The sequence below is a fragment of the uncultured Cyclobacterium sp. genome, from assembly GCF_963977555.1.
GTDB lineage: Bacteria > Bacteroidota > Bacteroidia > Cytophagales > Cyclobacteriaceae > Cyclobacterium.
Window position 1 is genome coordinate 212574 of record NZ_CAXBPD010000004.1, and the last position, 24004, is coordinate 236577.

Sequence of the window (24004 nt, forward strand, 5' to 3'; positions counted from 1 at the left end):
ATTACTAAGGTCAAGAAAAATGAAATCTATCCTTTTGCTGCAAACTAAATTTCCTATCTTGAAAATTATTTCAAATCACCCATTTATTATATCCAAATAATATGTCAATCAAAGGTCTGGAATTTCATCCAATAATGGGAGAAAGCCTAAATGATAGCAATACCATTTTGATGGACATGAGCGAGAACAATTTTGCCCTAAAGCAATTGGATCTGCTAGACACTTCCGCTTTTGAAGCCTACATTACTGGGCTATTAAAGCAAAATAAAAAAAGGTTTGGCATCGGAGGCTATTTAGAAAAACGAAATATTTACCAAAGAAGCAAGGTTTTTGAGGATGCAGCTGATTCAAAATTCCGAAACATTCACTTAGGGATTGATATTTGGGCAATTTCTGACAGCCCTGTTTATTGTCCGGAGCAAGGGGTAATTCACAGCTTTCAGGACAATAAAGGTTTTGGCAATTATGGTCCAACAGTTATTCTTGAACATTTCCTAGAAGGGGAAATGATCTACAGCCTATATGGACATTTGAGTGTAAAGGACTTAAATGACTTAAAAATTGGACAAACAATCAAAAGAGGAGAAAAAATAGGACACCTGGGATCTTCACTAGAAAATGGCAACTGGCCTGCTCATCTTCACTTTCAAGTGATCAGAAATCTGGGAAATAATTCAGGTGATTATCCAGGCGTTTGTTCCTATTCAGAAAAAGAAAGGTATTCAGAAAATTGTCCGGATCCAGCTTCATGGCTTGGTTTACATGCCAATATTATATATTGAAAAATTTAAGATGAATTCAATTATTAAAGAAATAAGTACTTTACGAAAACAGCTTCACCAAGCACCTGAGGTCTCAGGGAAGGAATTAAATACATCTAATAAAATCAGAACCTTTTTTGAAGGTCTATTCCCAGATGAAATTGTTAACGATTTAGGGAGATATGGTTTGGCCATCGTTTTTAACGGAAAAGAGAAAGGGCCAACAACATTGATACGAGCAGAACTTGATGCCTTACCAATTTTAGAGAACAACAGTTTCTCCTATAAAAGTATAATTGATGGGGTTGCCCACTCCTGTGGACATGATGGTCATATGGCTATCCTTTGTGGAGTAGGATTAATTTTAGCTAAAAGAAGACCTCAATACGGAAGGGTTATCTTGTTATTTCAGCCATCAGAAGAGACTGGTATGGGAGCGGCACAGGTTATCAACGCTCCTAATTTCCAAAATATCAAACCTGATTATGCTTTTGCTTTGCACAACTTACCTGGTTATGATTTAGGAGAAGTAGTATTGAAAAAAGGAGCTTTCACTGCAGCATCCAAGGGAATGATCGTCAAACTAAAAGGCAGAACCAGTCATGCTGCTCACCCAGAGAATGCGATAAGCCCTGCTAATGCCATGTGCGAATTGATTTCAAGCCTCCAAAAGCTACCTACAGATATTCAAGCGTTTTCATTGGTTACAGTGATTCATGCACAACTTGGAGAAGTAGCTTTTGGCACCACTCCTGGGGCAGCCACTGTTATGGCCACGCTTAGGACATTTGACAATGTAGTCATGCACACATTGACAGAAAGTGCCATTTCCCTTGCCAAACAAATATCGCGTTTCCATGGTTTGGAATGCAGTATAAGCTTCACAGAAGAATTCCAAGTGGTGGAGAATGATCCTGAAGCCCATGAACTAGTCGATGGGGCGGTTACGAAACTAGGCCTTAATAAAAAGGATTCCCACACTCCTTTCAGATGGTCAGAGGACTTTGGCGCACTATCAAGCACTACCAAAAGCATGCTATTTGGCTTAGGTGCTGGTAAAGCGCACCCTCAGTTGCACGAAAACAGTTATGATTTCCCAGATGAACTACTACCCATCGGAGTTGATTTGTTTAATACAATTATAGAGAAACTAAACCACTAAAATGATGGAGCACACTTCTTACATTGAAATTAGTAAAAGTGCCTATAGCAATAATATTAGGTTTATAAAGAGTCAAATAGGAGCAAATGTCACCATCTCTTCAGTCATTAAAGGCAATGCCTATGGTCACGGTATAGAAAACACAGTAAAGATTGCTGAAAGTGTAGGCATCCGACATTTTAGTGCTTTCAGCACAGATGAGGCGGTCAGGGTTCAAAAATCTTCCACTAAAAATAGCCAGGTAATGATCATGGGAATGGTGGAAAATGAAAATTTACCCTATTTAATTGAGAATGAAATCAGTTTCTATGTTTTCGAAATGGATCGATTAGAAGCTGCCGTACATAAAAGCAAAGTATTAGGAAAGAAAGCATTGATTCATATAGAGGTAGAGACCGGTTTTCATAGAACAGGTTATGAATGGGACGAAAAAGAAAAACTACTAGAATACCTAAAAGAGAATAGTAATCATTTTCAGCTTTGCGGACTGTGCACCCACTATGCTGGTGCTGAAAGTGTCGCCAATTATGTTCGGGTACAGAATCAAATTAAACGATACAATGAATTTAAAAATTGGTTCAATGCCAATGGTATTCATTTTGATCGTTACCACACTGCTTGTTCAGCAGCCTCATTTAGTTACCCTGAAACCATTATGGACATGGTAAGGATTGGGATTGCCCAATATGGCTTTTGGCCAAGTCAGGAAACCTACATGTTTAAGTTCAAGCAACTCGCTCCCAATAAAAAGAATCCATTAAAAAGACTTATCAGCTGGAAAAGTAGCATAATGAGTCTTAAAAAAATTAAAATCGGAGATTTCATAGGCTATGGCAATAGCTATATGGCCGCTAGAGACATGACCATAGCCCAAGTTCCTGTTGGTTATTGTCATGGATTTGGTAGAAGCCTCAGTAACTTAGGTAAAGTGCTAATCCATGGGAAAACACTGTCTGTAGTGGGAAATGTCACAATGAACTCAATCTCGGTAGACGTCACAGACTTAAAGAACGTAAAAAAAGGGGATGAAGTGGTCATCATCGGCCGCCAAAAAAGAAATGAAATCACTGTTGCTTCATTTGGAGAATCAACCCAACAGGTAAATTATGAGTTGTTGACCAGGCTTCCAAAAGACATTCCAAGAAAAATCGTAACATAAAGTCCCCTAATAAAATCTGTGATTTCAATCCACCCATTATTATTCGCAGATTTTTGTCTGGTAGAATCGACTTAGTATATGGACAATAGGTAAATTTCATTGACAATATGAAAAGGAATTTTTCATATGCTCGAGTCAATTAAAATTTACTTTATAGCAAGCTAGCCCGTCGAGATAGGGGCAAAATTTGACAAGGTTTCAAATAAATTTTATTGTAGGATAACTCCTTGATTTCAAGTTATCAAGAAAAAAAATCTAGCCAAACTATTTTTAGAACAGTGTTTGTGGTGTCTTACATAAATGAAGGATATATCAATCCGATATGTGAAACTAAACAATGAAATAAAATGAATTTCGACTTTAAAACAAGCCTAATTCTTCTAATAATAGTTTTCTGCTTTTCTTGTAATTCAGAACCTATCGAACTTTCAGACCATGATTGGAAGGTGACCGACCTCACAGGCTCTGCGGCTACCAAAAAGGAATTATCAAAGCTTTCTTTACTCTTCAAGGAAGATAAAAAAATCGGTGGTTTTGCAGGTTGTAATAACTACCGAGGTGGGGCCACTTATAATCAAGAACAGATAAAATTTTCTACACTCTATTCAGACAACAGCTCTTGTGAGAACGATGAAATTGAGCAACGGTTTTTATCGAATCTTGAATCTAGCAAAAAATACACTTACAATGCCGGAAATCTAATTCTACAAGATGAGAGTGGCAATATCCTCATAGAATTGGAACAAATATAACTCCGAATTCCAGACACCTAAAAGGAAGCAAATCCCTTTTAGTGTGAGTGTGGAGACAAGAAAGCCCTAACTATTCACTTGATTGAATAGATGGGGCTTTCTTATTTAGCTTCGAATGCAATTTACTTAAATGGGTCTAATTGAAGATAATCGTTCGGTTTCCGACCACCTGTACTTTCCGTGCTAAATGATATTTTATGGCTTTGGACAGTACTACTTTCTCTACGTCTTGACCTATTTGCACCAGGTCTTCTACTGTATTGTGGTGACGAACGCGGGCAACATCCTGTTCAATTATAGGTCCTGCGTCCAGCTCTTCCGTTACATAGTGAGCTGTGGCTCCAATGATCTTTACCCCACGCTTATAAGCCGCATGATAGGGCTTAGCTCCTACGAAAGCTGGTAAAAAGGAATGGTGAATATTAATGACATTGTTAGGAAAATGATTTACAAAATTCCCAGACAAAATCTGCATGTATCTTGCTAGCACCACAAAGTCAATCTTATTTGCTACCATCAATTCAAGCTGCTTTTTCTCCTGGTCAGCCTTATTCTCCTTGGTAACCGGGAGATGATAAAAAGGTATACCAAATGCCTTTACCACAGGCTCCAAATCTGGATGATTAGAAATGACCAGTGGAATTTCAACATCAAACTGACCGGAATAATATCGACTTAAAATATCAAAAAGACAGTGAGAGAGTTTTGAAACAAAAAGTGCCATTCTTGGCTTAGGGAAGTTGAATGAAAGCGAACATTCCATTTCAAATTGTTGGCCTACCTTTGCCTTAAACTCCTCCAAAATATGGTCTTTAGCTATATCAAAGGTATCCAATTCCCACTCAGCTCTCATAAAAAAATCACCTAAATCATCGTCAACATGCTGATCTACTGCTAAAATATTGCCATTGTTTTCATATAGAAACTGGGAAACGGCTGCTACAATCCCTTTATTGTCATTACATTGTACGATTAAAATTGCTGTATGCATTATTTATTTAAGGTAAAATTTTTAATGTTTCATTTAATTATACCGTGAGTCATTAGTCTAACAGTGCTGCTATATCTTCTTGGTTTAGGCTTTTAATGAAGCTTTCCTCGTTACTTATCAGCTCTCCTGCAAGCGCCATTTTCCGCTCTTGGAGGGCCATTATTTTTTCTTCTACTGAATCCCTGGTAATGAACTTGTAAATAATAACCTTATTTTTTTGTCCAATACGATGCGCTCTATCAATTGCTTGGGCTTCTACTGCAGGATTCCACCAAGGATCTAGTAGGAAAACGTATTCCGCCTTGGTCAAATTAAGACCTACTCCCCCGGCTTTTAAGGAGATCAGAAAAACTTTTATATCAGGATTCTCCTGAAAAGAAGCCACTTGTTTTTGCCGATCTACTGTGGCTCCATCAAGGTAGGCAAAGGGTATTTTCTCTTCTTCTAGAAATGATTTTACAATACTCAGGTGGCGAACAAATTGACTAAAAATCAATACTTTGTGCCCTTCACTTACAGTAGATTTCACCATGTGTGAGACATCTTCCAATTTCCCAGAGTCGCCTTTATAATTTTCATCAGCCATTTTGGGATGATTGGCCATTTGCCTTAATTGTGTAAGTCCGCGCAACAGTGTTAGGGATTTTTGAGATTTGCCTGGCAAACTTGCTTCATCAATTATTTTCTCTCTGAAATAATTTTTCACTTCCTCATATGCCTGTTCCTGGTCAGGTGTCATTGTAGAATATTTCACATTGATCACCTTCTCAGGAAGATCAGTTGCGACCTGAGATTTTAACCTTCTAAGAATAAAAGGTTTAATCATCGCATTCAATTTCAAGATTTTATCTTTATCGTTCTTTTTTTCAATGGGCAATAGAAATTGCTTTTTAAATGCAGCCTGCCCACCCAAAAGGCCCCTGTTGATGAAATTTATCTGTGACCATAGGTCCAGTGTACCATTCTCCACGGGTGTACCTGTAAGTATTAATTTGTGGTTACTTTTCAATTGAACCACTGCTTTGGAAATTATACTATCAGGATTCTTTATGGCCTGACTTTCATCAAGGATGATATAATTGAAATAAAAATCCTTAAGTATATCTATGTCTAGTCTGGTAATACCATAAGATGTTAATACCAAATCATACCGCCCAAATTGGCTACAATCCTTGATCCTTTGTGTTCCTGTATAAATTAGAATTTTTAATTTCGGAGTAAATTTCTTGGCTTCTAGTTCCCAGTTATAAATCAGGGAGGTGGGCATTACCAACAAAGAGGTGGTCCCTTCTGAACGTTCCTTTTCCATGGCTAGCAACGCAAGGGTTTGAACCGTTTTACCAAGTCCCATGTCATCTGCCAAGCAACCTCCAAAATTGTATTCATTTAGAAAGCGCATCCAATTGTACCCAGCCTTTTGATAAGGTCTTAAGGTTCCTTTAAAAAAATTGGACAGTGGATAATCATCAATGGTAGAGAAGTCTTTAAGCTTGTTTAACCTTTCGCTTAGCCCCAATTTAAGCAGGTTCCCTTTTTCCAATTCTTGAGCAAGTGCTATATGGTGTTTCTTTAATTTAAAATTACCGTCCTCATTTTGTTCTTCCTCGATAAAAGAAAAAATCTCACCATAATTCACAAACCATGATTTAGGAATAATCCCTATTTCCTTATTAGGCAATTCTATTTCAGACTTTCCTTTAAGTAATAATTTTCTAAACTTTTGAAAAGAAATCTCAAAGTCCCCAAATGTAACAACAGCCTCTACGTCAAACCAATCAATTTTCTCATTGATCCTGACCGTAATCTTGGCTGTACCAATAAAGTAATTCTTCCCTTTGTCATTGGTGGTTTGCTGGATTTTAATCCCTAGATCATCTAACTCAGGTCGATGATTGATGATCCATTCATAGGCTTCTCTTTTAGGCATGGACTGCCTTCCAGCGCGCACCGCAAGACCATTCTCCTTTAAATAATTCCCATAAAAGCTTTCCTTCTTTAAGTCTCTCACCACCTTATAGAAGACATATTCGTCCCCATTCTTCTCCAGTTCCACATTGGTTGGCTTGACCTGGTCTGCTTTAAAGGAATAATCACCATACTTAAACCTAAGGTCGAAAACCATTTTCTCTTCTTCATCGGCAGAAATCTTTTTGCCGAACATATCCACTGAAGGATTTCCTTGCAATTCACCAAGGTAAAGTACAGGCTCTGGATTGTCCCGTGCTACTTTTATCTCAAAGCCTTTGGCATAAACGTCAAATGAAGCAACCAACTGCGTAACAAATTTACGGTAATAGCTGTCCTCGACTTTGCGTGGAATAACGATGAATTTTTTACTTAAGAAAGGCAGTAATTTCTTTCCGTCTACGGCCTTTTCAAAACTAACCAACATAGCATCCACCACCAACCAAGCAGGCTGGTGACAAATCAAATAACTACCCTTGTACTGCCATTCTATTTTCTCTCCTTGATATTTGATCGTGGGGAAATAATGCGTGTTTTCTTCATTCCTTCTAAAATGAAATAAAACAGAGGCTTTTTCGGGCATTACAGCAATTTCCTTCCATACAGGATTGCCGTCGTTCCCCATTTCAAAGAGTCGTTTCTGCTGAATTTTCTCTAATATTTTGGCACGTGTAATTTCTAATTTGGCCTCTATTAGCTTTTGTACTTCTTTATGGGATTGAATAGAATGCTCTTTATCAAAAACCTTTCTTAAGAATTCCTTGGGTTTATTGTTTTTGACATTGTACTTCTTGACAATGGCTTCCTGCTGCATGCTGTCCATCAATTTGATCAACTCCAAATCTGTATCATCCAATCGCTCCTCAAACTCTCGGGCATTTTGATAGGAAATATTCTGATAAGCAAATGACAACCTTCCTTTTTCGTCAAGCTGGACGGCAAAGGACTCAAACAGAATTCCTAAAAATTCATGATTAAACAAGGAATAAACGATTTCAAATGGCTTATCTGAAGCTACTTTCATTAAAACAGGATTTAAACTAAAATGTGCTTTTTTGAGAAATTGGCAGTTTGCAAATTACAGAAATATTTAAAACAATTAAATAAATCCTACATTTAAAACCCTACAAATGATCGGTAGTATTCACTCGAGAGGCTATCAACGCAGGGCGATAAGAGGCTATCATTGTGATAATTACCACACTTAAACTAGTGTATAAAAAATCTCTCCATTGCATTTTGACAGGGTAGGCATCTATTACAGATGAGCTTACACCTAGTGAAACAAGTCCATAGGTGTCTTGCGTCCAACAAATTAAAAAACCCAAAACCAAACCAACCACAGCACCAGAAAAAGCAATAATGGCACCTTCTTTTAGGTAGATGGAGCGGATAAATTTTTTCGTCCCTCCCATCGCGATTAATACAGCAATGTCTTTTTTCTTTTCTATAGCCAGCATACTTAATGAGAAAAATATATTGAAGGAAGCCACCGCTAAAATAAAGGTAAGCGTTAAAAACACGAATAATTTCTCTAATCTTATTGTCATTAATAGACTTGCATGTTGTTCATCGCTATCCTGAACGATAAAAGTCTCACCAAGCAAGCTTCTTAATTCGGCTTTCACCGTTTGCACATTATACCCTTCCGCTACCATAATTTCAAGGCCTGTTCTTCTGTTTCCATATTCCAATAATTTGGAGGCAAAATCCAAGGGTACTATAAGGAATTCATCATCAATTTGCTTTTCTACGCTGAAAATCCCTGCGGGTTGAATAACTTCTCGGTTGTACATACTTGACGGATCTATGCTTCCAGATTTTGGATCCTTTGGGTAAAAAACTTGGATTAAATCAAATTCATTTTCCAAGTTGAGTAGTAAAAAATAGGACAAACCACGGCCGATCAATGCCTGCGGTTTATTTTTCTCCCCCAAACTCATTTCTCCACTGAGATAGCCATCTTTAAACCTATCTTGATCAATGAAATTACCAGATACTCCTTTAAGTGTTGCGACTACCTGATGATCTCCGTATTTTACCAAGGCGTTGTCTTCAATAACTTCCGTCAGGATATCTATCCCTTCTAATTGAGCTATTTCTGCTAAAAATGCATCATCAACTTCAAAAGACTTCCCTTCATAGGGCATTACTTTAAGGTCAGCATCAAAGGATGCATAGAGTCCTTTAATCAAGTCCTCCAATCCATTAAAAACCGACAACACCACAACCAATGCCATTGTTCCTACCGCAACACCTATCATTGATATTCTGGAAAGAACGGTTATGAAATTCTTCTTGGCTTTACTTCTAAAATACCTGGATGCTATAAAATAGGAGAGATTCAATTTTTTCTAATTAGCCTTAACCTGAAATTTACAATAGCTTTTATTTAGTCTTATAAAAATAGTATTAAATAAAACCTTAAAAAGGTTTAACTCGGATTTTGCAATAGTAATGCCCTCAATTAACTCAGAAAAGGATCTGGTCATCTAATTAATAAACTATCGCATATTTCGATTTTAATCTTCGTCTTCCTCCTCATCATCCTCTTGTTCAGGAGCCTCAGGGATATTGAGTTTGGAAATAACGCCATCCATATGCTGGGCATAAGCAGCTGATTCATCTAGGAAGAAAGCCAACTCCGGAATGATTCTCACAGATTTCCCTATTCTTCTTCCAAGAAACTTTCGAATCTGCCCTTTATTACTGTCAACTTTATCAAACAAAACCGTATTTTCGCCTAATAAGAAGCTCAAATTGATTTTTGCAAGGGCCAGATCTGGGCTCATCAAAACCCTGGTAACTGTAACCATGGCCTGACCAACTATCGCTCGTCCTTCCTTCTGAAATATTTCACCCAACTCCTTTTGGATCAGTTTGGAATATTTTTGTTGTCGTTTACTCTCCATTTTAAAATATTTAATCTTCACAAATTTAGTGAAATATACGGGTAACCTTTAATTTCGTAAATTGAGTTATAAAATAAATATAGGCTTTGCTGGAATTTTTCAAAATTAATGACCCTCTAAGAATGATTGGAATTTTTTTCCTGTTCATTCTGCTACAGATTCCCTATTATCTAATGGACGTCCCCCTATTGCAGCCAGAACTAATCTGGAGGCTTTTAGGACAACAAATGGCTGAAGGAAACCTACTGTACGTGGATATTATCGACAATACAGGTCCATTTTCTGCAATGGTCTATTGGATGAATGGCATACTGTTTTCCAATTCGATGGTTTCTTTCAGAATCATCGCTTTCTTGATCCTATTTTTTCAGGTGTTTTATACCAATCACATGCTCATTCAAAACAATGCGTATGAGGAATCAAACTACCTCCCTGCTTTTGTAATGATGATTTTGTTCCAACTGTCTTTCGACTTCATGACACTTTCTCCTGCCTTGATGGGCAGCACCTTTGTTTTGTTGGCACTCTCTAGACTTTTAAGCCAAACTTCTGTCAACACCAATACGGTCCCATCCATTCTACTTATGGGACTTTTTGCAGGCATTGCATTTTGTTTTCATTTCCCCTACCTTTTGTTTTTACCCCTGTTGATTTTTTCTGGACTACTCATCAATGGATTTTCTTTTCAGCAACTTTCGCTCATACTTACGGCCTTTCTTTTGCCTGTAGTAATTTGTGCATTGTTTTATTTTTGGAAAGATGGGCTGTCCAATTTCATAGAAATGTATTTCACTTTGGCCTTAAAATTAGAGAAAATTTACCACGTCAATTTTAAAGACCTCAGCTATCTCTTCACCTTGCCAATAGCAATTGCCATTGTAGGTTATTTCAGAAACAACGTACTAAGGAGAATGACAGTAAACCAGCAAAAGCAAAACCAGCTATTTTTCCTTTTCTTACTCTTTAATATAGGCATGTTTTTTTTAATGGACAGAGTAAGCCCGTTCCAGTTCATAAGTACTATACCCATATTGACCTATTTTATCACCTACTTTTTCACGATCACGAAAAATAAATTGGCACAAAATGTTATCGGATATAGTTATTTCCTGATTGTCCCATTGATCGGTTATAGTTGGACGTTTTATCTGTTAAATGACGCCTCTTTTGACATGTATAAGCAAGAAACTACCTCAGCAAATGATATCCCTCAAGGTAAATCAGTAATGGTTTTAGGGGACAATCATAGCGCTTATCAAAACGCTGTAATGGCAAGTCCCTACTTGAACTTTAGGCTTACAGAAATCTACTTTGCTAAAATGGGGGAAATGAAATGGAAAACAAGATTCTATCAGGACTTGAAAAAAGAAAACCCTGATATAATCATAGATGAAGCCGCAGTTTTTGACTCTTGGGTTCAGGAACTTCCAAAATTAAAAACCCTATATACTAGATCCGAAAATGGACTAATATATAGGGAGATACAGGAATAAACCTGATGATTTAAATTATTCTTAATTTATTTACAGGCGATTTTATCTACCCTTCGGGCATGTCTTCCGCCTTCAAATTCTGTTTTAAGGAAAACATCAACCATTTTTTCTGCTAGCTCGAAAGTAACAAATCTGGCTGGAATGGATATTAGGTTAGCGTCATTGTGTTGCCTGGAAAGTGATGCCAACTCTTCATTCCAGCAAATAGCTGCTCTTATTCCCTGGTGCTTATTCGCTGTAATGGCAACACCATTGCCACTACCACAAATAATTATACCTCGATTCATTTCTCCAGAAGTTATCGCATCACATAATGGATGAATAAAATCGGGATAATCAACAGATCCCTCTGAATAAGGGCCGAAATCCTTTACTTCGAAACCTTTCTTCTGCAGGATTTCTATTAACGCTTGCTTATAGGTGAATCCTGCATGGTCTCCTCCTATTGCGATTATATTTGACATACCTGATTATTTATAATTCGTCTTCCAATTCTTCTGCTCGACGTTTTCTTTCCAAACGTTTTGCTATCAAAATACCTGTTTCATAAAGCACAAGTATAGGCATTGCAATCAAGATCTGACTGATCACATCTGGTGGTGTAATTACTGCTGAAAGCACTAAAATCACAACAATAGAGTGTCTCCTATATGCCTTAAGCATTGTAGAAGATACAAGTCCTGCCTGAGTTAGGAAATAAATAACTACTGGAAGCTGGAACATTACAGCCGATGCCAATACCAACATTACCAATGTTGAAACATAGGAGGTAATATCAAACTCATTCGCTATGGACGGATCCAGTTGGTAGTTTGATAGAAAGTTTATGGATAGCGGTGCTAAAATAAAATAACCAAAACTGGCTCCTAAGAAAAACAATAAACTTACGAAGAAAACGGCTCCTCTTGCAGCATTTCGTTCCTTAGAATACAAGCCAGGGCTGATAAATTTCCACACTTCCCAAAAAACATAGGGGAAAGCTGCGATCAGTCCTACTACCAAACTGGAAGTGACGTGCATAGAAAACTGTCCTGTCATCTGCCTACTTTGTATGATAAAAGGAAGCTGATCTATGCAGAGCGCTGGAAGCGACAGCATGTCTGATAGCTTACAAAGAAGCCTATAAGTAACAAAATCTACTTTGGATGGACCTAGGATTACCTGACCAAACACAAATCCTTTGGAAAGAAATGCAAGCACCATAAAAACAAGAATAGCTGATACCGATCGCAGTAAATGCCATCTCAACTGTTCTAAATGGTCCAGAAAGGACATGCCATTCTCTTCTTCCTCTTCTTCGTTATATTGATCCAGTGCCACTTATTTTTATTTTAATATAAAGGAAATTGTACCATCCAGTCGTTCACAGAAGACTTGATTTCTGCCAGCTTTGCATCGTCCTCATGGCTCGAAAGCGACTGATCTATCAATTCTACTATTTTCAACATATCCGCTTCTACTAGCCCACGAGTAGTGATGGCTGCAGTACCGATACGCATTCCAGAAGTTACAAACGGAGACTTAGTATCGAATGGAACCATGTTTTTATTAATGGTTATGTCCACCTTTCCAAGCGTATTTTCGGCAATTTTGCCAGTTAGTTCTTTGTTTCTAAGGTCAATCAGCATCATGTGATTGTCCGTACCACCAGAGATAATTTGGTAGCCTTTTGCCACAAAAGCTTCTGCCATCACAGCCGCATTTTTCTTAACCTGAACCACATATTCCATGTATTCGTCGGAAAGTGCTTCTTCAAAAGCAATGGCTTTAGCTGCAATGATGTGCTCCAGTGGCCCGCCTTGTGTACCAGGAAAAACGCCAGAATCCAATAAAGCGGACATTTTTCTCAATTCACCTTTTGGATTTTTCAAGCCAAATGGATTGTCAAAGTCATCTCTCATAAGGATCAAACCACCACGAGGACCTCTAAGCGTCTTATGGGTAGTAGTAGTAACCACATGACAGAACTCCAAAGGATCATTCAATAAACCTCTTGCGATAAGCCCTGACGGATGAGAGATATCTGCAAGCAATATTGCACCTACTTCATCTGCAATGGCTCGTAACCTTTCATAATTCCAATCCCTACTGTATGCAGAGGCGCCACAGATCAACAATTTAGGCTTAACTTGTTTGGCTTGCTCTTCTACTTTGTCGTAGTCAATTACACCAGTTTCTTGTTCCACCCCATAAAAATGTGGCTCGTAAAGTTTACCTGAGAAATTCACGGGAGAGCCATGTGTAAGGTGTCCACCGTGAGAAAGATCAAAACCTAAAATGGAATCACCTGCATTTAGACAAGCTAAAAATACAGCTGCGTTGGCTTGTGCTCCAGAGTGAGGCTGAACATTTGCCCAAGATGCTCCAAAGAGTGCTTTAGCGCGATCTATAGCAATTTGCTCTATTTCATCTACTACTTCACAACCACCATAATACCGTTTTTTAGGTAGACCTTCGGCATATTTGTTAGTCAGCACACTTCCAGCTGCTTCCATAACCTGCTTACTAGTGAAATTTTCAGAGGCGATTAGCTCTATCCCTCTTTTCTGTCTATCCTCTTCCTTCCCTATCAGGTCAAATATTAATTGATCTCTTTTCATGTAATGATCTGTTCTTTGCTCTGATTTTTCATTCTTGGTAACATACGTAAAAGAAATGAAAATCAGACCTATTTCTATTTCGAAAGCCAAAATTACTCTTAAACAATGTATAATCCAATTGTCTTTTCAATTTGATTGTTGCTAAATTCAATAAATGTGGTGCTTTTCCAAAAGTGAATTGCAACAACTTCTTTAAAGGGCTGAGATAAGATTGATTTTTCTAATTACAATTAGATAAAAACATTTTCGACAAACGTCCTCAATTTATAATTTATGCTATTTTAAGGGATTTGGTTTTAATTTCAAATTCGCGTTTAAATCACATATATTTGCCTGAATATGAATTTTGACTATCAACCAAAGACGTATTTCAATGGAACAGGTGCCAATGCGCTTATAGCAAAACTTACTTACCCTGAAAGTCAATGGGGTGAGGAGATATGCATTTTTGCCACCACAATTGACGGATTAAACTATTATGAAATTGTAGATTTCTATGGAAATGAGTATTCCATAAAGCCCGATGAAAGTAGTAAGCCATTAAAACTGCAGGAATTGATACTATTAATAGAATCAATGGAGGTAGCAAAGAAAGGTGAAATGGGAGCAATTAACCAAACCTTATTGGGCATTCCTGTAGCAGAAAGCACGCTTTATCCGCAGCTTAAAGATTATTTTGATCAAAAGAGAAATCACTTTGGATTCATTTGATTAAATAGAGGCTATCAATTTCCGAAATGTTTCTAACCGCTATCACCTTAGTCCCAACAATTTATTTCCATGGCCAATATACTCATTGTCATTGCCTCCATACTGATAGGTATCATTTTACAAAAAGTTAAAAACTTCCCTGTTGAAGCTCCAAAGGTATTAAATGCTTACTTGATCTATGTTGTATTACCGGCAGTTTCCCTTCTTCATATTTCAAGACTAGACTTGGGGCCCGCATTGCTTTTGCCCATTTCGGTGGGCTGGATCATCTTCACCATCACTTGGTTGGTTTTTGGTTACCTGGGGAAAAGATTTGGCTGGAACAAAAAAACCATAGGTTGCTTGATCATTTGCGGAGGTCTTTCCAATACCGGATTTATAGGCTACCCCGTAATCGAGGCGATTTATGGCGCTGAAGGTTTAAAAATCGCTGTTTTGATAGACCAAACTGGCTCCTTTTTAGTAGTCAGCAGTCTTGCAATAATCGTGGCCTCACTGTATGGGTCTGAAAAAATGAGAAAAAGAGATATCTCAAAACAGATGTTATTCTTTCCCCCTTTTATCTTTTTTATTATTGCCCTGATGCTTAATATTTTCAAGGTAGAAATTAGTGGCGTAGCGGAGAAAGTCCTTCAGAGTTTCGCAGGAACATTAACACCCATTGCTTTAATAGCGGTAGGCTTACAGATCAAAATTAGACTTGAAGACATAAAGGACAATTTTTTATGGTATGGATTGACTCATAAATTATTACTTATCCCACTTTTGATCTACACCATTTACCATTGGATTCCAGTTGATAATCCCGATCAAAATCTGATTTTCAAGGTAAGTGTCATGGAAGCAGCTATGGCCCCCATGATTACTTCCTCCATTATTGCTACCAATTATAACATAAGACCTAAGCTTGCTTCACTGCTAGTCGGAGTAGGTATTCCTCTTTCTGTCATTACCCTTACGATGTGGTATTATATTCTAGAGTACTTCAGATAGAAAAAAAAAAAATTAAAGCCCTTCTCCTATGGTTTTGCCATGAAAAAAGGGCTTTAATTTTCCGATTTAAGCGGAAGTACTATCCAAACGTTTTCCACAAATACCTGGAATTATTCAGGTGTTGGCTTTTCAGTTTCAGTCGTTTTCTTCCTATTGGTAAAACCTTTGAGCAGGTTTTTAACTTCATCCACTGCTTTCTCTTTGGTTTGGTCTATAATTTTTGTGGCTTCCTGCACGACACTGTCTTTAGCAACTTCTGATTTTTCTTTAAACTCCTGTTTTAAGCTGTCCTCTTTCGCTTTAAAATCAGCAGTGATTTTGTCTTTGACATCTTCTTTCTGACCTGAAACTTTACTCTTCAGTGCATTAGAGATATAGGCTTCTAGACTTTCAGAAGAAGCCATTCCTATGTTTGGCCTAGCGTAGCTGCCACCGATATTGAAAGCTAAGGGAACATTGGTATTAGATAAATCAGTACCTACCAAACCTGCTACAAGCCCATTAATTTTTGAGCCAAATTTACTAGCAGGCACATCTATATTTACTAAATAATTTATCCGTCCATCAAAACCAGTGCTTCCCTGAATTTTTGCTGGGTAATCCCATAAATTCAACTCAAAAGGAGGAATATTCAACATGCCGTCTTCAATTCTTGCTGTGATATTCAGTGGTTTTAAACTTATGGTGGCTGTGTCTTCTAATTTAGTTAGACTGGTAATGCCCTTAACAAGTGGACTGTCTTTCAAAGCTGTCTCTGCCAACCGAATCAATCCCGAACCATCAAGACTTGACAAAACAGGCATCATGTCCTGGCCCAATAAACCGGAAAAAGAAAATTTTGTGGAAAATATACCTGTGACATGCTGCGCTATTGGGGCAAAGGTTTGCACCGTCACAAAAGATCTGAACGCATCCTGAACACCTAGTTTACTGATATCGAGTGTCATGTCAAAAGAAGGTTTTGAAATATCCTTGCTGTTATAAGTCCCATCGAATACCAATGAACCTCCCAACATATCTGTTTTAAATCCTTCTAGTTTTAGTACTGCATCTTTTACCCATAATTTCCCCGAAGCATTGTTTAATGTAAGGTTATCGTAATAGATTTTATCCGCTTTTACAGACATGGTGAAGTCAATATTATCAGGCAAGGCAACTACTTCCAACGCGGTAGTGTCTTCACTAGCGCTCTCTGCACCTGTCATCCATTCATTGACATCAAAACTGCTAGAATAAATATCTAAACTCCCTTGAAGGTCATTGCTACCTTCTTCACTAAGTAAGAATGCCATGTAATTGGACAAAGTCCCAGTTGCTTGTACTGGACTTTTACCCAGCCGTGCATCCATTTTAACCAGGTTTATGGCTTTTGGACTGAAGTTAGCAGAAGCTTCATTAATCCTTACTCCTTGAGGGTAGTCTTTGTCTGCGTAGTAAAAATCATTGACTAGCAATTCGCCTTTCGTGTCGAGCTGTCCAAAACGATTGGCTTCAATGGCCTCATAACTTCCTTTGGCATCTAAATCAGCTTTTATTTTGCCTTCCAACAAAATGTCTTCCATTGGTACGATGGCTACTATCTTCCCTAAATCCACAGCTCCATGTATCGAAAAGTCATAATTCAAGGCCGTCAAGTCGTTAAGCTTTAAAGCACCATTGATTTTTTCACCCTCTAGGTCAAAACCGAATGTGGGAACATCAATTGCAAAATCATTCATTTTCCCAGTCTTATTAGCCGCTATTGCCCTAACGTTTATATTGTCTATAGGTGCTGGATAAGCTGCACTTTTTACATGCCCATTGGTCAATTCAATTTTTGCGTTTATGACTGGGATTATTTCTGCTACACTGTCGTATCTCCCTTTTGCCGTAGCATCTATGGCCAACTGCCCTTTCAACTCCATGTCTTCTATTGGGAAAATAGAAGTTAATTCCAATAGATCGAGCTTACCTATTAACTGACCATCCATTTCATAATTAATCAAATCTTTGACCATAAACCTTCCTGAAACCGGCTGATCTCCGAATTCAAGAGAAAACCTGGAAAGGTCAATAGCCGTGTAATCCAAATCACCTGTTTCATTGACAACCTTCAATTCCATGTTCACATGCTGAACGGGTCTTGGAAGATCAGGATATTGAAACATGCCTTCATTTATGACAAGCCCAAATTGAAATGCTGGAAATGAGGTTTCACTATAGGTCCCTTTTAGTGCGCCGGAGAAATCCATTTCTCCAGATGTTTTCAAATCATCGAAAGAGGCAGAATATACACCAGGAACAAGAGAAAGTGCACTTTTGAAGTCATTGTCTTTGCCATAGAATTTGGCATCCATCTCAATATCGTCTCCCGGCATTGCCAAAAACCCATCAATACCAAAGCCAAAGTCATTAAGCTTCAACGAAGCTCCGTTCACTCCGAACTTCATGTTTTTTAAATCGACGTTAATTTTAGAGTCAATTGCGAGGGATTTATTGGAGAGGTACTCTACCCCTTCATAAGCCACGTTTACAATATTGCCTTCACCCTTAATCATTAAATCATATACATCTAAGGTCAGGTCACCACTTCCTACAAAGTCCATGGCCGACATCACCATTAAAAAGTCAAGTGATCTGTCATCATATATAAAGTCCAGGTTTTCTATTTCTATCAAATCTATTCCCAATTGGAAGTTGGAAGAAGTAGTATCGACAGGCTCACCTTCCTCGCTTTCAAACATGATATCATAATTGGCCTTACCATCCGCTAATACCTTGATATAAAACTGACCATCCTGAAGCCGGATACCTTTTAAACTTGGGTTTTCGCTGAAAATAACGGACCAAATATCTAAGTCTACCTGCAATTCTCCCACATGTACTAAAGTATCATTTTGAAAAGGTGGATTGCCTTTAACCCCAAAATCTCCTAGACCAGCTGATAAGCTAGGGAAATTTCTAAAAACACTCAAGCTCACCTTATCCCGGTCATAATAGACTGTTGCATTTACAGACTTGGCCAGCTCCTGATCAAGCTTATCAAAAATTTTGTCCTTAAATAAGTAAGGCACTGCCACCAGAGCCAATAGGACTAAAGCAAAAAAGGCAAAAATAAAATAAGCGATTTTTTTCATGGTGTATGTATTGAAAGAAAAATTAAAAATTCGAGAATTGGATCTTAATTAGGGTAAATCTTTCAAACTGCGCACAAAAGCTACATTAAATCGCTTCAAATTTAAATTGTAAAACAACATCAACAAAAGTTTAAATTTAAAGTAATTTCAGCACGTATTAGAAAAGTGGGACCCTAATTTGGTAAACATAATTTAAAACGCAAGGCGTTTAAATTATTTTATAAACTACAAAAACAATACCGATAAAAATAGAATCTTAAAAAAACAGGATATAAAAAAATGAAAGGGAATTAGACAGACATAAGTCTGAAGTGACAATCTCCTGATTTGGTGGTAGAGATTTCTTTACTTAGGTGGTATACAGCCTCTAGCAAACAAGCGTTCTTAATGGTCCCAGCATCAATTGCCTTAAAACCAATAAGCTCAATCAGCTTTTTGACAACCAATTTATCTTTGTTATTGTCCCCACAGAAGTAGGTCTCTTTAATGAGCGCTAAAGGGTCCGATTTTGGGTAATCAATTCCGAGATTGTTAAATGCTTTAAAAACACGCTCATGTCCCGTCTCCTGTCCAATAAGGGTAGTATTACAGGTTACACTTTCATCGTTCACTCCATTGGTACTATCGATAAACAACATTTCTGGTGAACCAAATTCTTTTAGGTATTTGCAAACTACAGGTAGAAATTCATTTTCACAACATATAATAATTACATCCGAGCCAGTGATCGCATCGGCATAGTTCAGAACATTGTGGTTTTGCATTTTAAGAATTTTCCACTCAACCTTCCTCGCACTGAACCCTTCCCTCACACCAAATGCTACGTCCATTCCTCTAGCAATAAACTTGTTCCCAAGGTTAGTTGCCAAATTCGTACCTCCTAAAATTCCTATTTTCATTTTATTCGAATTGTTAAATAGTAAACAGCCCATTTCGGTAAAATACGCAATGCCCATCAATAGAAGACCGGGGGGTGATAAGTCCGAAAAACAGGTTGTTTTATTAAATGATTGAAAGCTAATCAATTATAGCGAAAATACAAATTATTTTTTTACATATGAAATTAATTTTTTTGAATTATGTTTTTTGTAGTTAATCACAATATACAGGAAACAATTATATCTCCTTAAAACACAAATTTTTCAGACAGGGCTTTTTGAAAAGCTGGATGCAACTTCTCATTTGACGCCAAAATTTGACCACCAAAAATAAAATCCTGACCCCCACTGAAATCAGTAACCTTCCCTCTCGCCTGTTTTACGATAAGGGTACCGGCAGCTACATCATAGGATTGTAAATTATATTCCAAATAGCCTTCCACTCTTCCACAAGCTACATAGCATAAATCCACAGCTGCCGAGCCAAGCCTGCGAAGCCCATGACTGTTTTTGATAAAATATTTCAATAACTGCAGATACGCTTCGAGTTTCCCCCCATCATCGTAGGGAAAACCTGCGGCTACCAGACTATGGGAAAGTTCACTTACACCACTTACCTTTATAGGTACTCCATTGCATGTGGAAGGAGATCCTTCATAAGCAGCGAAACTTTCGTCAAGATTAATCTCGTAAACTACGCCCACAACGATCTCTGTGCCTCTCGCAAGGGCTATAGACACCGCATACATCGGAATACCATGAACGAAGTTGGTGGTACCATCTAATGGGTCTACAATCCAGGTATATTCTTTGTCTCTCTCAGACCTTGTACCTTCTTCTGTAATGAAGCCAGCTTCTGGTACAATTTCCGCAAGCTCCTTAACTATTATCTCCTCAGCACCTTTGTCTACATAAGAAACAAGATCATTGAAGCCTTTTTGTTCAACTTTATCCAAGTTAAAGTTTTTGCTTTCCTCACGAATAAATTTACCAGCCTTCTTGGCAAGTGCTTCTACTTTTACGGTGATTTCCTGTAATTCCATATTAGTTTTTTCCGGCGACTGTAAGTACTATTTCTCCTTTTAGGGTGTTTTCTGTATAATAATTTAAAAGCTCCAAAAGGCTACCTCTCACGTTTTCTTCGTGAAGCTTTGTTAACTCTCTGCTCACACAAGCTATTCTGTCTGGACCAAAGACTTCCATCAATTGATTAAGGGTTTTTAATAACCGGTAGGGTGATTCGTAGAAAACCATGGTTCTTTTTTCGTCCTCCAATGCCTCTATCCTAGTTTTTCTACCTTTTTTATGTGGCAAAAATCCTTCAAAAACAAACCTGTCATTGGGCAGCCCTGAATTAACAAGCCCAGGAATGATGGCGGTGGCCCCAGGCAAGCTGCATATTTCGATATTGGCAGCTATGGCCTCACGTACCAAGAGAAAACCAGGATCAGATATTCCAGGAGTACCAGCGTCAGTAATGAGTGCAAATACAGTACCTTGCTCCATCCGCTCTATAAGTTTACTTATATTTTTGTGCTCGTTGTGAATGTGGTAGCTTTCTAGGGGACGCTTGATTTCGTAGTGTTTGAGAAGCTTTCCTGAGGTTCTGGTATCCTCTGCTAAAATTACGTCAACCGCCTGCAAGGTTTCTAGTGCCCTTAGGGTAATGTCTTTGAGATTACCAATTGGTGTTGGGATCAGGTATAGGCTAGTGTTTGTAGCGATTGACATACTATATTAAACGGTCTATGGCTTGGGCTAAATCGAGGTCTTTCTCCGTCACAGTGTTTCCCTTGTCATGAGTGGTAAGTTCAACATGAACTTTGTTGTATTCATTACTCCAGTTGGGATGGTGCTGTTGTGACTCTGCGAGAAAGGCTACCCTAGTCATAAAGGCAAATGCTTCACTAAAATCTTTAAATTCAAAGCTTCTTGATAATTTATTGTTCTCTTCTTTCCACATACAAATGGTTATTTTATAGTGCGATTACTCCTTTAATTTTTGACGCTTTTTCATAAATGTCTATAATAGACTGGCTGTCGCGCATCATTGCTTTTATGGTAGCACTAACATACTTCCCTTGTGAAGATGATTTTAAGACCATCTCATTATTGGGAAGTAAAGCGCCAATCTCGTTTTCTTTACCGCTAGGCACGATAAATTTAAACATGTACAAGGATGGAAAACTAGTTTCCATCTCCAACTTTTCTTTGAAAGTTGAATTACTATTTAATTTTTCCATTAGTTATTCAACCAATTTTTTGTAAAATTAAATCCCTAAAAACTAAAAAATCCCATTCCTTAGGTAGGAATGGGATTTTTATTTGGTTTGAAGGGCAGTTAAAAGAACTTGTACCTGTAGTCTTTTACGCCAGCCAGCTCTTCCATAGCCATCATAATCATGTAGGCTGTTCTTTGAGAAGCGCTAGCCGTAATTTCGTTTTGATAACGCGTATAATCAGCAATCTCAGTAGCTGGTATAATGCCATTAAGTTTGGCAACGATAACCCCTATGTCTTCTGTAATTGGATCTGTCATGTCTCCTGTATTCTGAAGACCGAAAATGGACCCTATTGCCTTAGGTGCAAAACCTATACCAGGCAATACACTAGCATTGAGTTTCAAACTTGGAGTAGTACCTATGGACGCATCCGGATATACCTCCTTGATTGCTTCTAGTGTTTCTAATCCTTTAATTTTTTCCTTAATAATTTCAGCTTTCTTTTCATTTCTTAAGGCAATCGTAGCTTGAGCTTTAATTTCTGGATTCTCTATGCTTCCTTCACCCTCTTCAGTTTTACTTGTAAGAAGCGCTACTACATAAGCATCATCCAATTCAAAAACGGTAGAAACTTTACCTACGGATGCATCATTGAATGCCCATCTTATAACCTCACGCGCAGAATTCATATTGTTGATACTTCTTGCGTTTGCACCTACGTTCGTAGCTGTAGTTACCTGGTAATTCTCCGTTTTGGCATTCTCTTCAAATGAAGCAGCATCATCGGAATTTGCAGCAAAGAAATCGGCATTTCTAAAAATATCGTTTCTAGTGATGTCACTTGCAATAAGCTCCAGTTCAAGTACGGCTACTTTTTGAGTAGTCGTCTGGGCCAATTCAGTCACCTTAATGATATGGTAACCGTATTCAGTTTCCACCAATTTGTTAATGACACCTAGAGAATTGGCTGCAAAAACCGCGTCAGCAAATTCAGTGACAAAGTTTTCTTTGAAAAACCAGCCCAGGTCTCCCCCACGTTGAGAAGTTCCATCTTGGCCATATTGGGCAGCAGCAACTTCAAAGTTACCAGTATCATTTACTTCATCTAATACTTCCTGAGCCCTCACCTTAACTTGCGCTTTTGCGTCATCATCCATTCCTTCTGTACTCAAAAGGATATGACTCGCTCTCATTCTAGCGTCACCGTCAAAACTGTCCGTGATTTTATAGGTTACATAGCTTGTGTTATTGCTTAAGAATGGACCATATACAACACCTACTTCAGGGTTATCTACATTGTTGGTAAAATTCACCGGCAATGGATCTCCTGGATTGATTGTAACAAAAGGAGTAGCAGCTTCTGAATTCCTCATTACAAAGGCAGAATCTGTTTGGGTCTCTTTAAGCTCAATGGTTAGGTTCTTGATGTTTTCCAAGGTATTTGCAGAATCTTCTGCACTTGGCTGAAGTGGAAAACGAACGTATTTCAATCCTCTGCTTTCAACAACCTTATATTTATCTTGGTTCTTACTGATGTAAGACTTTATATCTCCATCCGTAAGGGATACTGTGGAATCAGAAACCGCATAATAAGGTATTTGAATATGACTTACATCCGCAGTTGTATTGGCCATTTTGTGTTGCATTTTGGCTTCTGCTGAATTGGCATATTCAGTAGTAGCCAACATATTGTCATACTTAATTCTTAGCCTGGAGTCAGCAAACAGCTTTTCTTGCTGCGCCCAAAACATTTGTTGTTGAGGATCTGCAGTCTCTAAGGATTGAAGAAAAGTAATCAATTGAGACCTGTCAAACTCACCAGTTTGCGGATTTGTCAGTTGCCTTCTTAATTCTCCAATGATGTTCTTTCCTTGAACCATGTCAACAAGCTCCTCATCAGATACCACTAAACCAAGTTCTTCATACTGCTGAGAGAATATTTTTTCAACAATTAAAGCCTGCCAAGCTTGGTCTCTAATGCTTGAAAGTTCATTTTCCGAAGGATTACGTCCAGTATTTTGCTGAAAACTGAGCTTGGTCTGTTCAATTTTCTCTACATACTCTTCATAGGAAATGTCTTCCCCTGCAATTTCGCCAACAGTCGTTCTACTGGATCCCAATAACATGGAGTTAGGCCCTAAAAGGTCTCCTCCTACTAAAAAGAATATAAGCCCTACAGCGATAACTCCTATCGCCAGACCTGTTCTTTGTCTTATTTGTTTAATTAATGCCATTCTCCTATTTTTTGAAGTGTCGCAAAATAATTACATATAGTGGTAAATTCAAAAT

General features: G+C 38.0%; 21 protein-coding genes. 7 read left to right on the forward strand and 14 right to left on the reverse strand.

Going from position 1 to position 24004, the window contains the following annotated elements; genetic code table 11:
• Window positions 1–101: 101 nt before the first annotated feature.
• The 4 genes from AAC073_RS06595 (at window position 102) to AAC073_RS06610 (ending at window position 3834) form a co-directional block, all read left to right on the forward strand.
• Window positions 102–782: a peptidoglycan DD-metalloendopeptidase family protein gene (locus AAC073_RS06595; protein WP_339923056.1), complete on the forward strand. Its 681-nt coding sequence runs from the start codon at window positions 102–104 to the stop codon at window positions 780–782.
• 10 nt (window positions 783–792) lie between these two features.
• Window positions 793–1923, forward strand: a complete 1131-nt coding sequence (locus AAC073_RS06600; RefSeq protein WP_339923057.1) for an amidohydrolase — start codon at window positions 793–795, stop codon at window positions 1921–1923.
• Window positions 1924–1927: 4 nt separating this feature from the next.
• The gene (gene alr, locus AAC073_RS06605; RefSeq protein ID WP_339923183.1) at window positions 1928–3082 is read left to right on the forward strand and encodes an alanine racemase; all 1155 of its coding nucleotides are present in this window, start codon (window positions 1928–1930) and stop codon (window positions 3080–3082) included.
• Window positions 3083–3429: 347 nt separating this feature from the next.
• On the forward strand, window positions 3430–3834 hold the full coding sequence (locus AAC073_RS06610; protein WP_339923058.1) for an META domain-containing protein: 405 nt from the start codon (window positions 3430–3432) through the stop codon (window positions 3832–3834).
• A gap of 136 nt (window positions 3835–3970) precedes the next feature.
• Here AAC073_RS06610 and purU read toward each other — a convergent pair whose 3' ends face one another.
• The 4 genes from purU to rbfA form a co-directional block, all read right to left on the reverse strand.
• On the reverse strand, window positions 3971–4825 hold the full coding sequence (purU, locus tag AAC073_RS06615; RefSeq protein ID WP_339923059.1) for a formyltetrahydrofolate deformylase: 855 nt from the start codon (window positions 4823–4825) through the stop codon (window positions 3971–3973).
• A gap of 52 nt (window positions 4826–4877) precedes the next feature.
• Complete coding sequence (locus tag AAC073_RS06620) at window positions 4878–7814, reverse strand: DEAD/DEAH box helicase (RefSeq protein ID WP_339923060.1); 2937 nt, start codon at window positions 7812–7814, stop codon at window positions 4878–4880.
• Window positions 7815–7914: 100 nt separating this feature from the next.
• Window positions 7915–9138 carry an FtsX-like permease family protein gene (locus AAC073_RS06625; RefSeq protein WP_339923061.1) on the reverse strand — a complete coding sequence of 408 codons (1224 nt, stop codon included), beginning with the start codon at window positions 9136–9138 and terminating at the stop codon, window positions 7915–7917.
• A gap of 174 nt (window positions 9139–9312) precedes the next feature.
• Window positions 9313–9702, reverse strand: coding sequence for a 30S ribosome-binding factor RbfA (gene rbfA, locus AAC073_RS06630; RefSeq protein WP_339923062.1), 390 nt, complete (start codon window positions 9700–9702; stop codon window positions 9313–9315).
• A gap of 122 nt (window positions 9703–9824) precedes the next feature.
• Here rbfA and AAC073_RS06635 point away from each other — a divergent pair, with 122 nt between their 5' ends.
• Window positions 9825–11195 (forward strand): hypothetical protein, encoded by a 1371-nt coding sequence (locus tag AAC073_RS06635; RefSeq protein WP_339923063.1) that lies wholly within the window; start codon window positions 9825–9827, stop codon window positions 11193–11195.
• 26 nt (window positions 11196–11221) lie between these two features.
• On the opposite strand, the gene rpiB is transcribed toward AAC073_RS06635, so the two are convergent.
• Genes rpiB through glyA form a run of 3 tightly spaced genes read right to left on the reverse strand, consistent with a single transcriptional unit; the run spans window position 11222 to window position 13795 of the window.
• Window positions 11222–11659, reverse strand: coding sequence for a ribose 5-phosphate isomerase B (rpiB, locus tag AAC073_RS06640; RefSeq protein ID WP_339923064.1), 438 nt, complete (start codon window positions 11657–11659; stop codon window positions 11222–11224).
• Window positions 11660–11669: 10 nt separating this feature from the next.
• Window positions 11670–12515 (reverse strand): twin-arginine translocase subunit TatC, encoded by an 846-nt coding sequence (gene tatC, locus AAC073_RS06645; RefSeq protein ID WP_339923065.1) that lies wholly within the window; start codon window positions 12513–12515, stop codon window positions 11670–11672.
• A gap of 11 nt (window positions 12516–12526) precedes the next feature.
• Window positions 12527–13795, reverse strand: a complete 1269-nt coding sequence (glyA, locus tag AAC073_RS06650) for a serine hydroxymethyltransferase (RefSeq protein WP_339923184.1) — start codon at window positions 13793–13795, stop codon at window positions 12527–12529.
• Between the two features lie 339 nt (window positions 13796–14134).
• On the opposite strand from glyA, the gene AAC073_RS06655 reads away from it, so the two are divergent.
• Together AAC073_RS06655 and AAC073_RS06660 are read left to right on the forward strand one after the other, a co-directional pair.
• The gene (locus AAC073_RS06655; RefSeq protein ID WP_339923066.1) at window positions 14135–14506 is read left to right on the forward strand and encodes a UDP-glucuronosyltransferase; all 372 of its coding nucleotides are present in this window, start codon (window positions 14135–14137) and stop codon (window positions 14504–14506) included.
• Window positions 14507–14575: 69 nt separating this feature from the next.
• On the forward strand, window positions 14576–15499 hold the full coding sequence (locus tag AAC073_RS06660; protein ID WP_339923067.1) for an AEC family transporter: 924 nt from the start codon (window positions 14576–14578) through the stop codon (window positions 15497–15499).
• Between the two features lie 110 nt (window positions 15500–15609).
• Here the strand turns inward: AAC073_RS06660 and AAC073_RS06665 are convergent, their stop codons facing one another.
• The 7 genes from AAC073_RS06665 to AAC073_RS06695 all read right to left on the reverse strand — a co-directional run bounded on the left by AAC073_RS06665 (window position 15610) and on the right by AAC073_RS06695 (window position 23949).
• Window positions 15610–18615, reverse strand: coding sequence for an AsmA-like C-terminal region-containing protein (locus tag AAC073_RS06665; protein WP_339923068.1), 3006 nt, complete (start codon window positions 18613–18615; stop codon window positions 15610–15612).
• A 290-nt stretch (window positions 18616–18905) separates the two neighbouring features.
• A complete protein-coding gene (locus AAC073_RS06670; RefSeq protein WP_339923069.1) occupies window positions 18906–19514 on the reverse strand; it encodes an NAD(P)-binding domain-containing protein in 609 nt (202 codons plus the stop codon).
• Window positions 19515–19741: 227 nt separating this feature from the next.
• Window positions 19742–20536, reverse strand: a complete 795-nt coding sequence (locus tag AAC073_RS06675; protein ID WP_339923070.1) for an inositol monophosphatase family protein — start codon at window positions 20534–20536, stop codon at window positions 19742–19744.
• 1 nt (window position 20537) lies between these two features.
• Entirely contained in the window at window positions 20538–21224 is a 687-nt protein-coding gene (gene rsmI / locus AAC073_RS06680) for a 16S rRNA (cytidine(1402)-2'-O)-methyltransferase (RefSeq protein ID WP_339923071.1), read from the reverse strand.
• Window position 21225: 1 nt separating this feature from the next.
• On the reverse strand, window positions 21226–21456 hold the full coding sequence (locus AAC073_RS06685; protein ID WP_339923072.1) for a 4a-hydroxytetrahydrobiopterin dehydratase: 231 nt from the start codon (window positions 21454–21456) through the stop codon (window positions 21226–21228).
• A gap of 13 nt (window positions 21457–21469) precedes the next feature.
• Window positions 21470–21736 carry a DUF493 family protein gene (locus AAC073_RS06690; protein WP_339923073.1) on the reverse strand — a complete coding sequence of 89 codons (267 nt, stop codon included), beginning with the start codon at window positions 21734–21736 and terminating at the stop codon, window positions 21470–21472.
• A gap of 98 nt (window positions 21737–21834) precedes the next feature.
• On the reverse strand, window positions 21835–23949 hold the full coding sequence (locus AAC073_RS06695; protein ID WP_339923074.1) for a peptidylprolyl isomerase: 2115 nt from the start codon (window positions 23947–23949) through the stop codon (window positions 21835–21837).
• Window positions 23950–24004 lie beyond the last annotated feature (55 nt).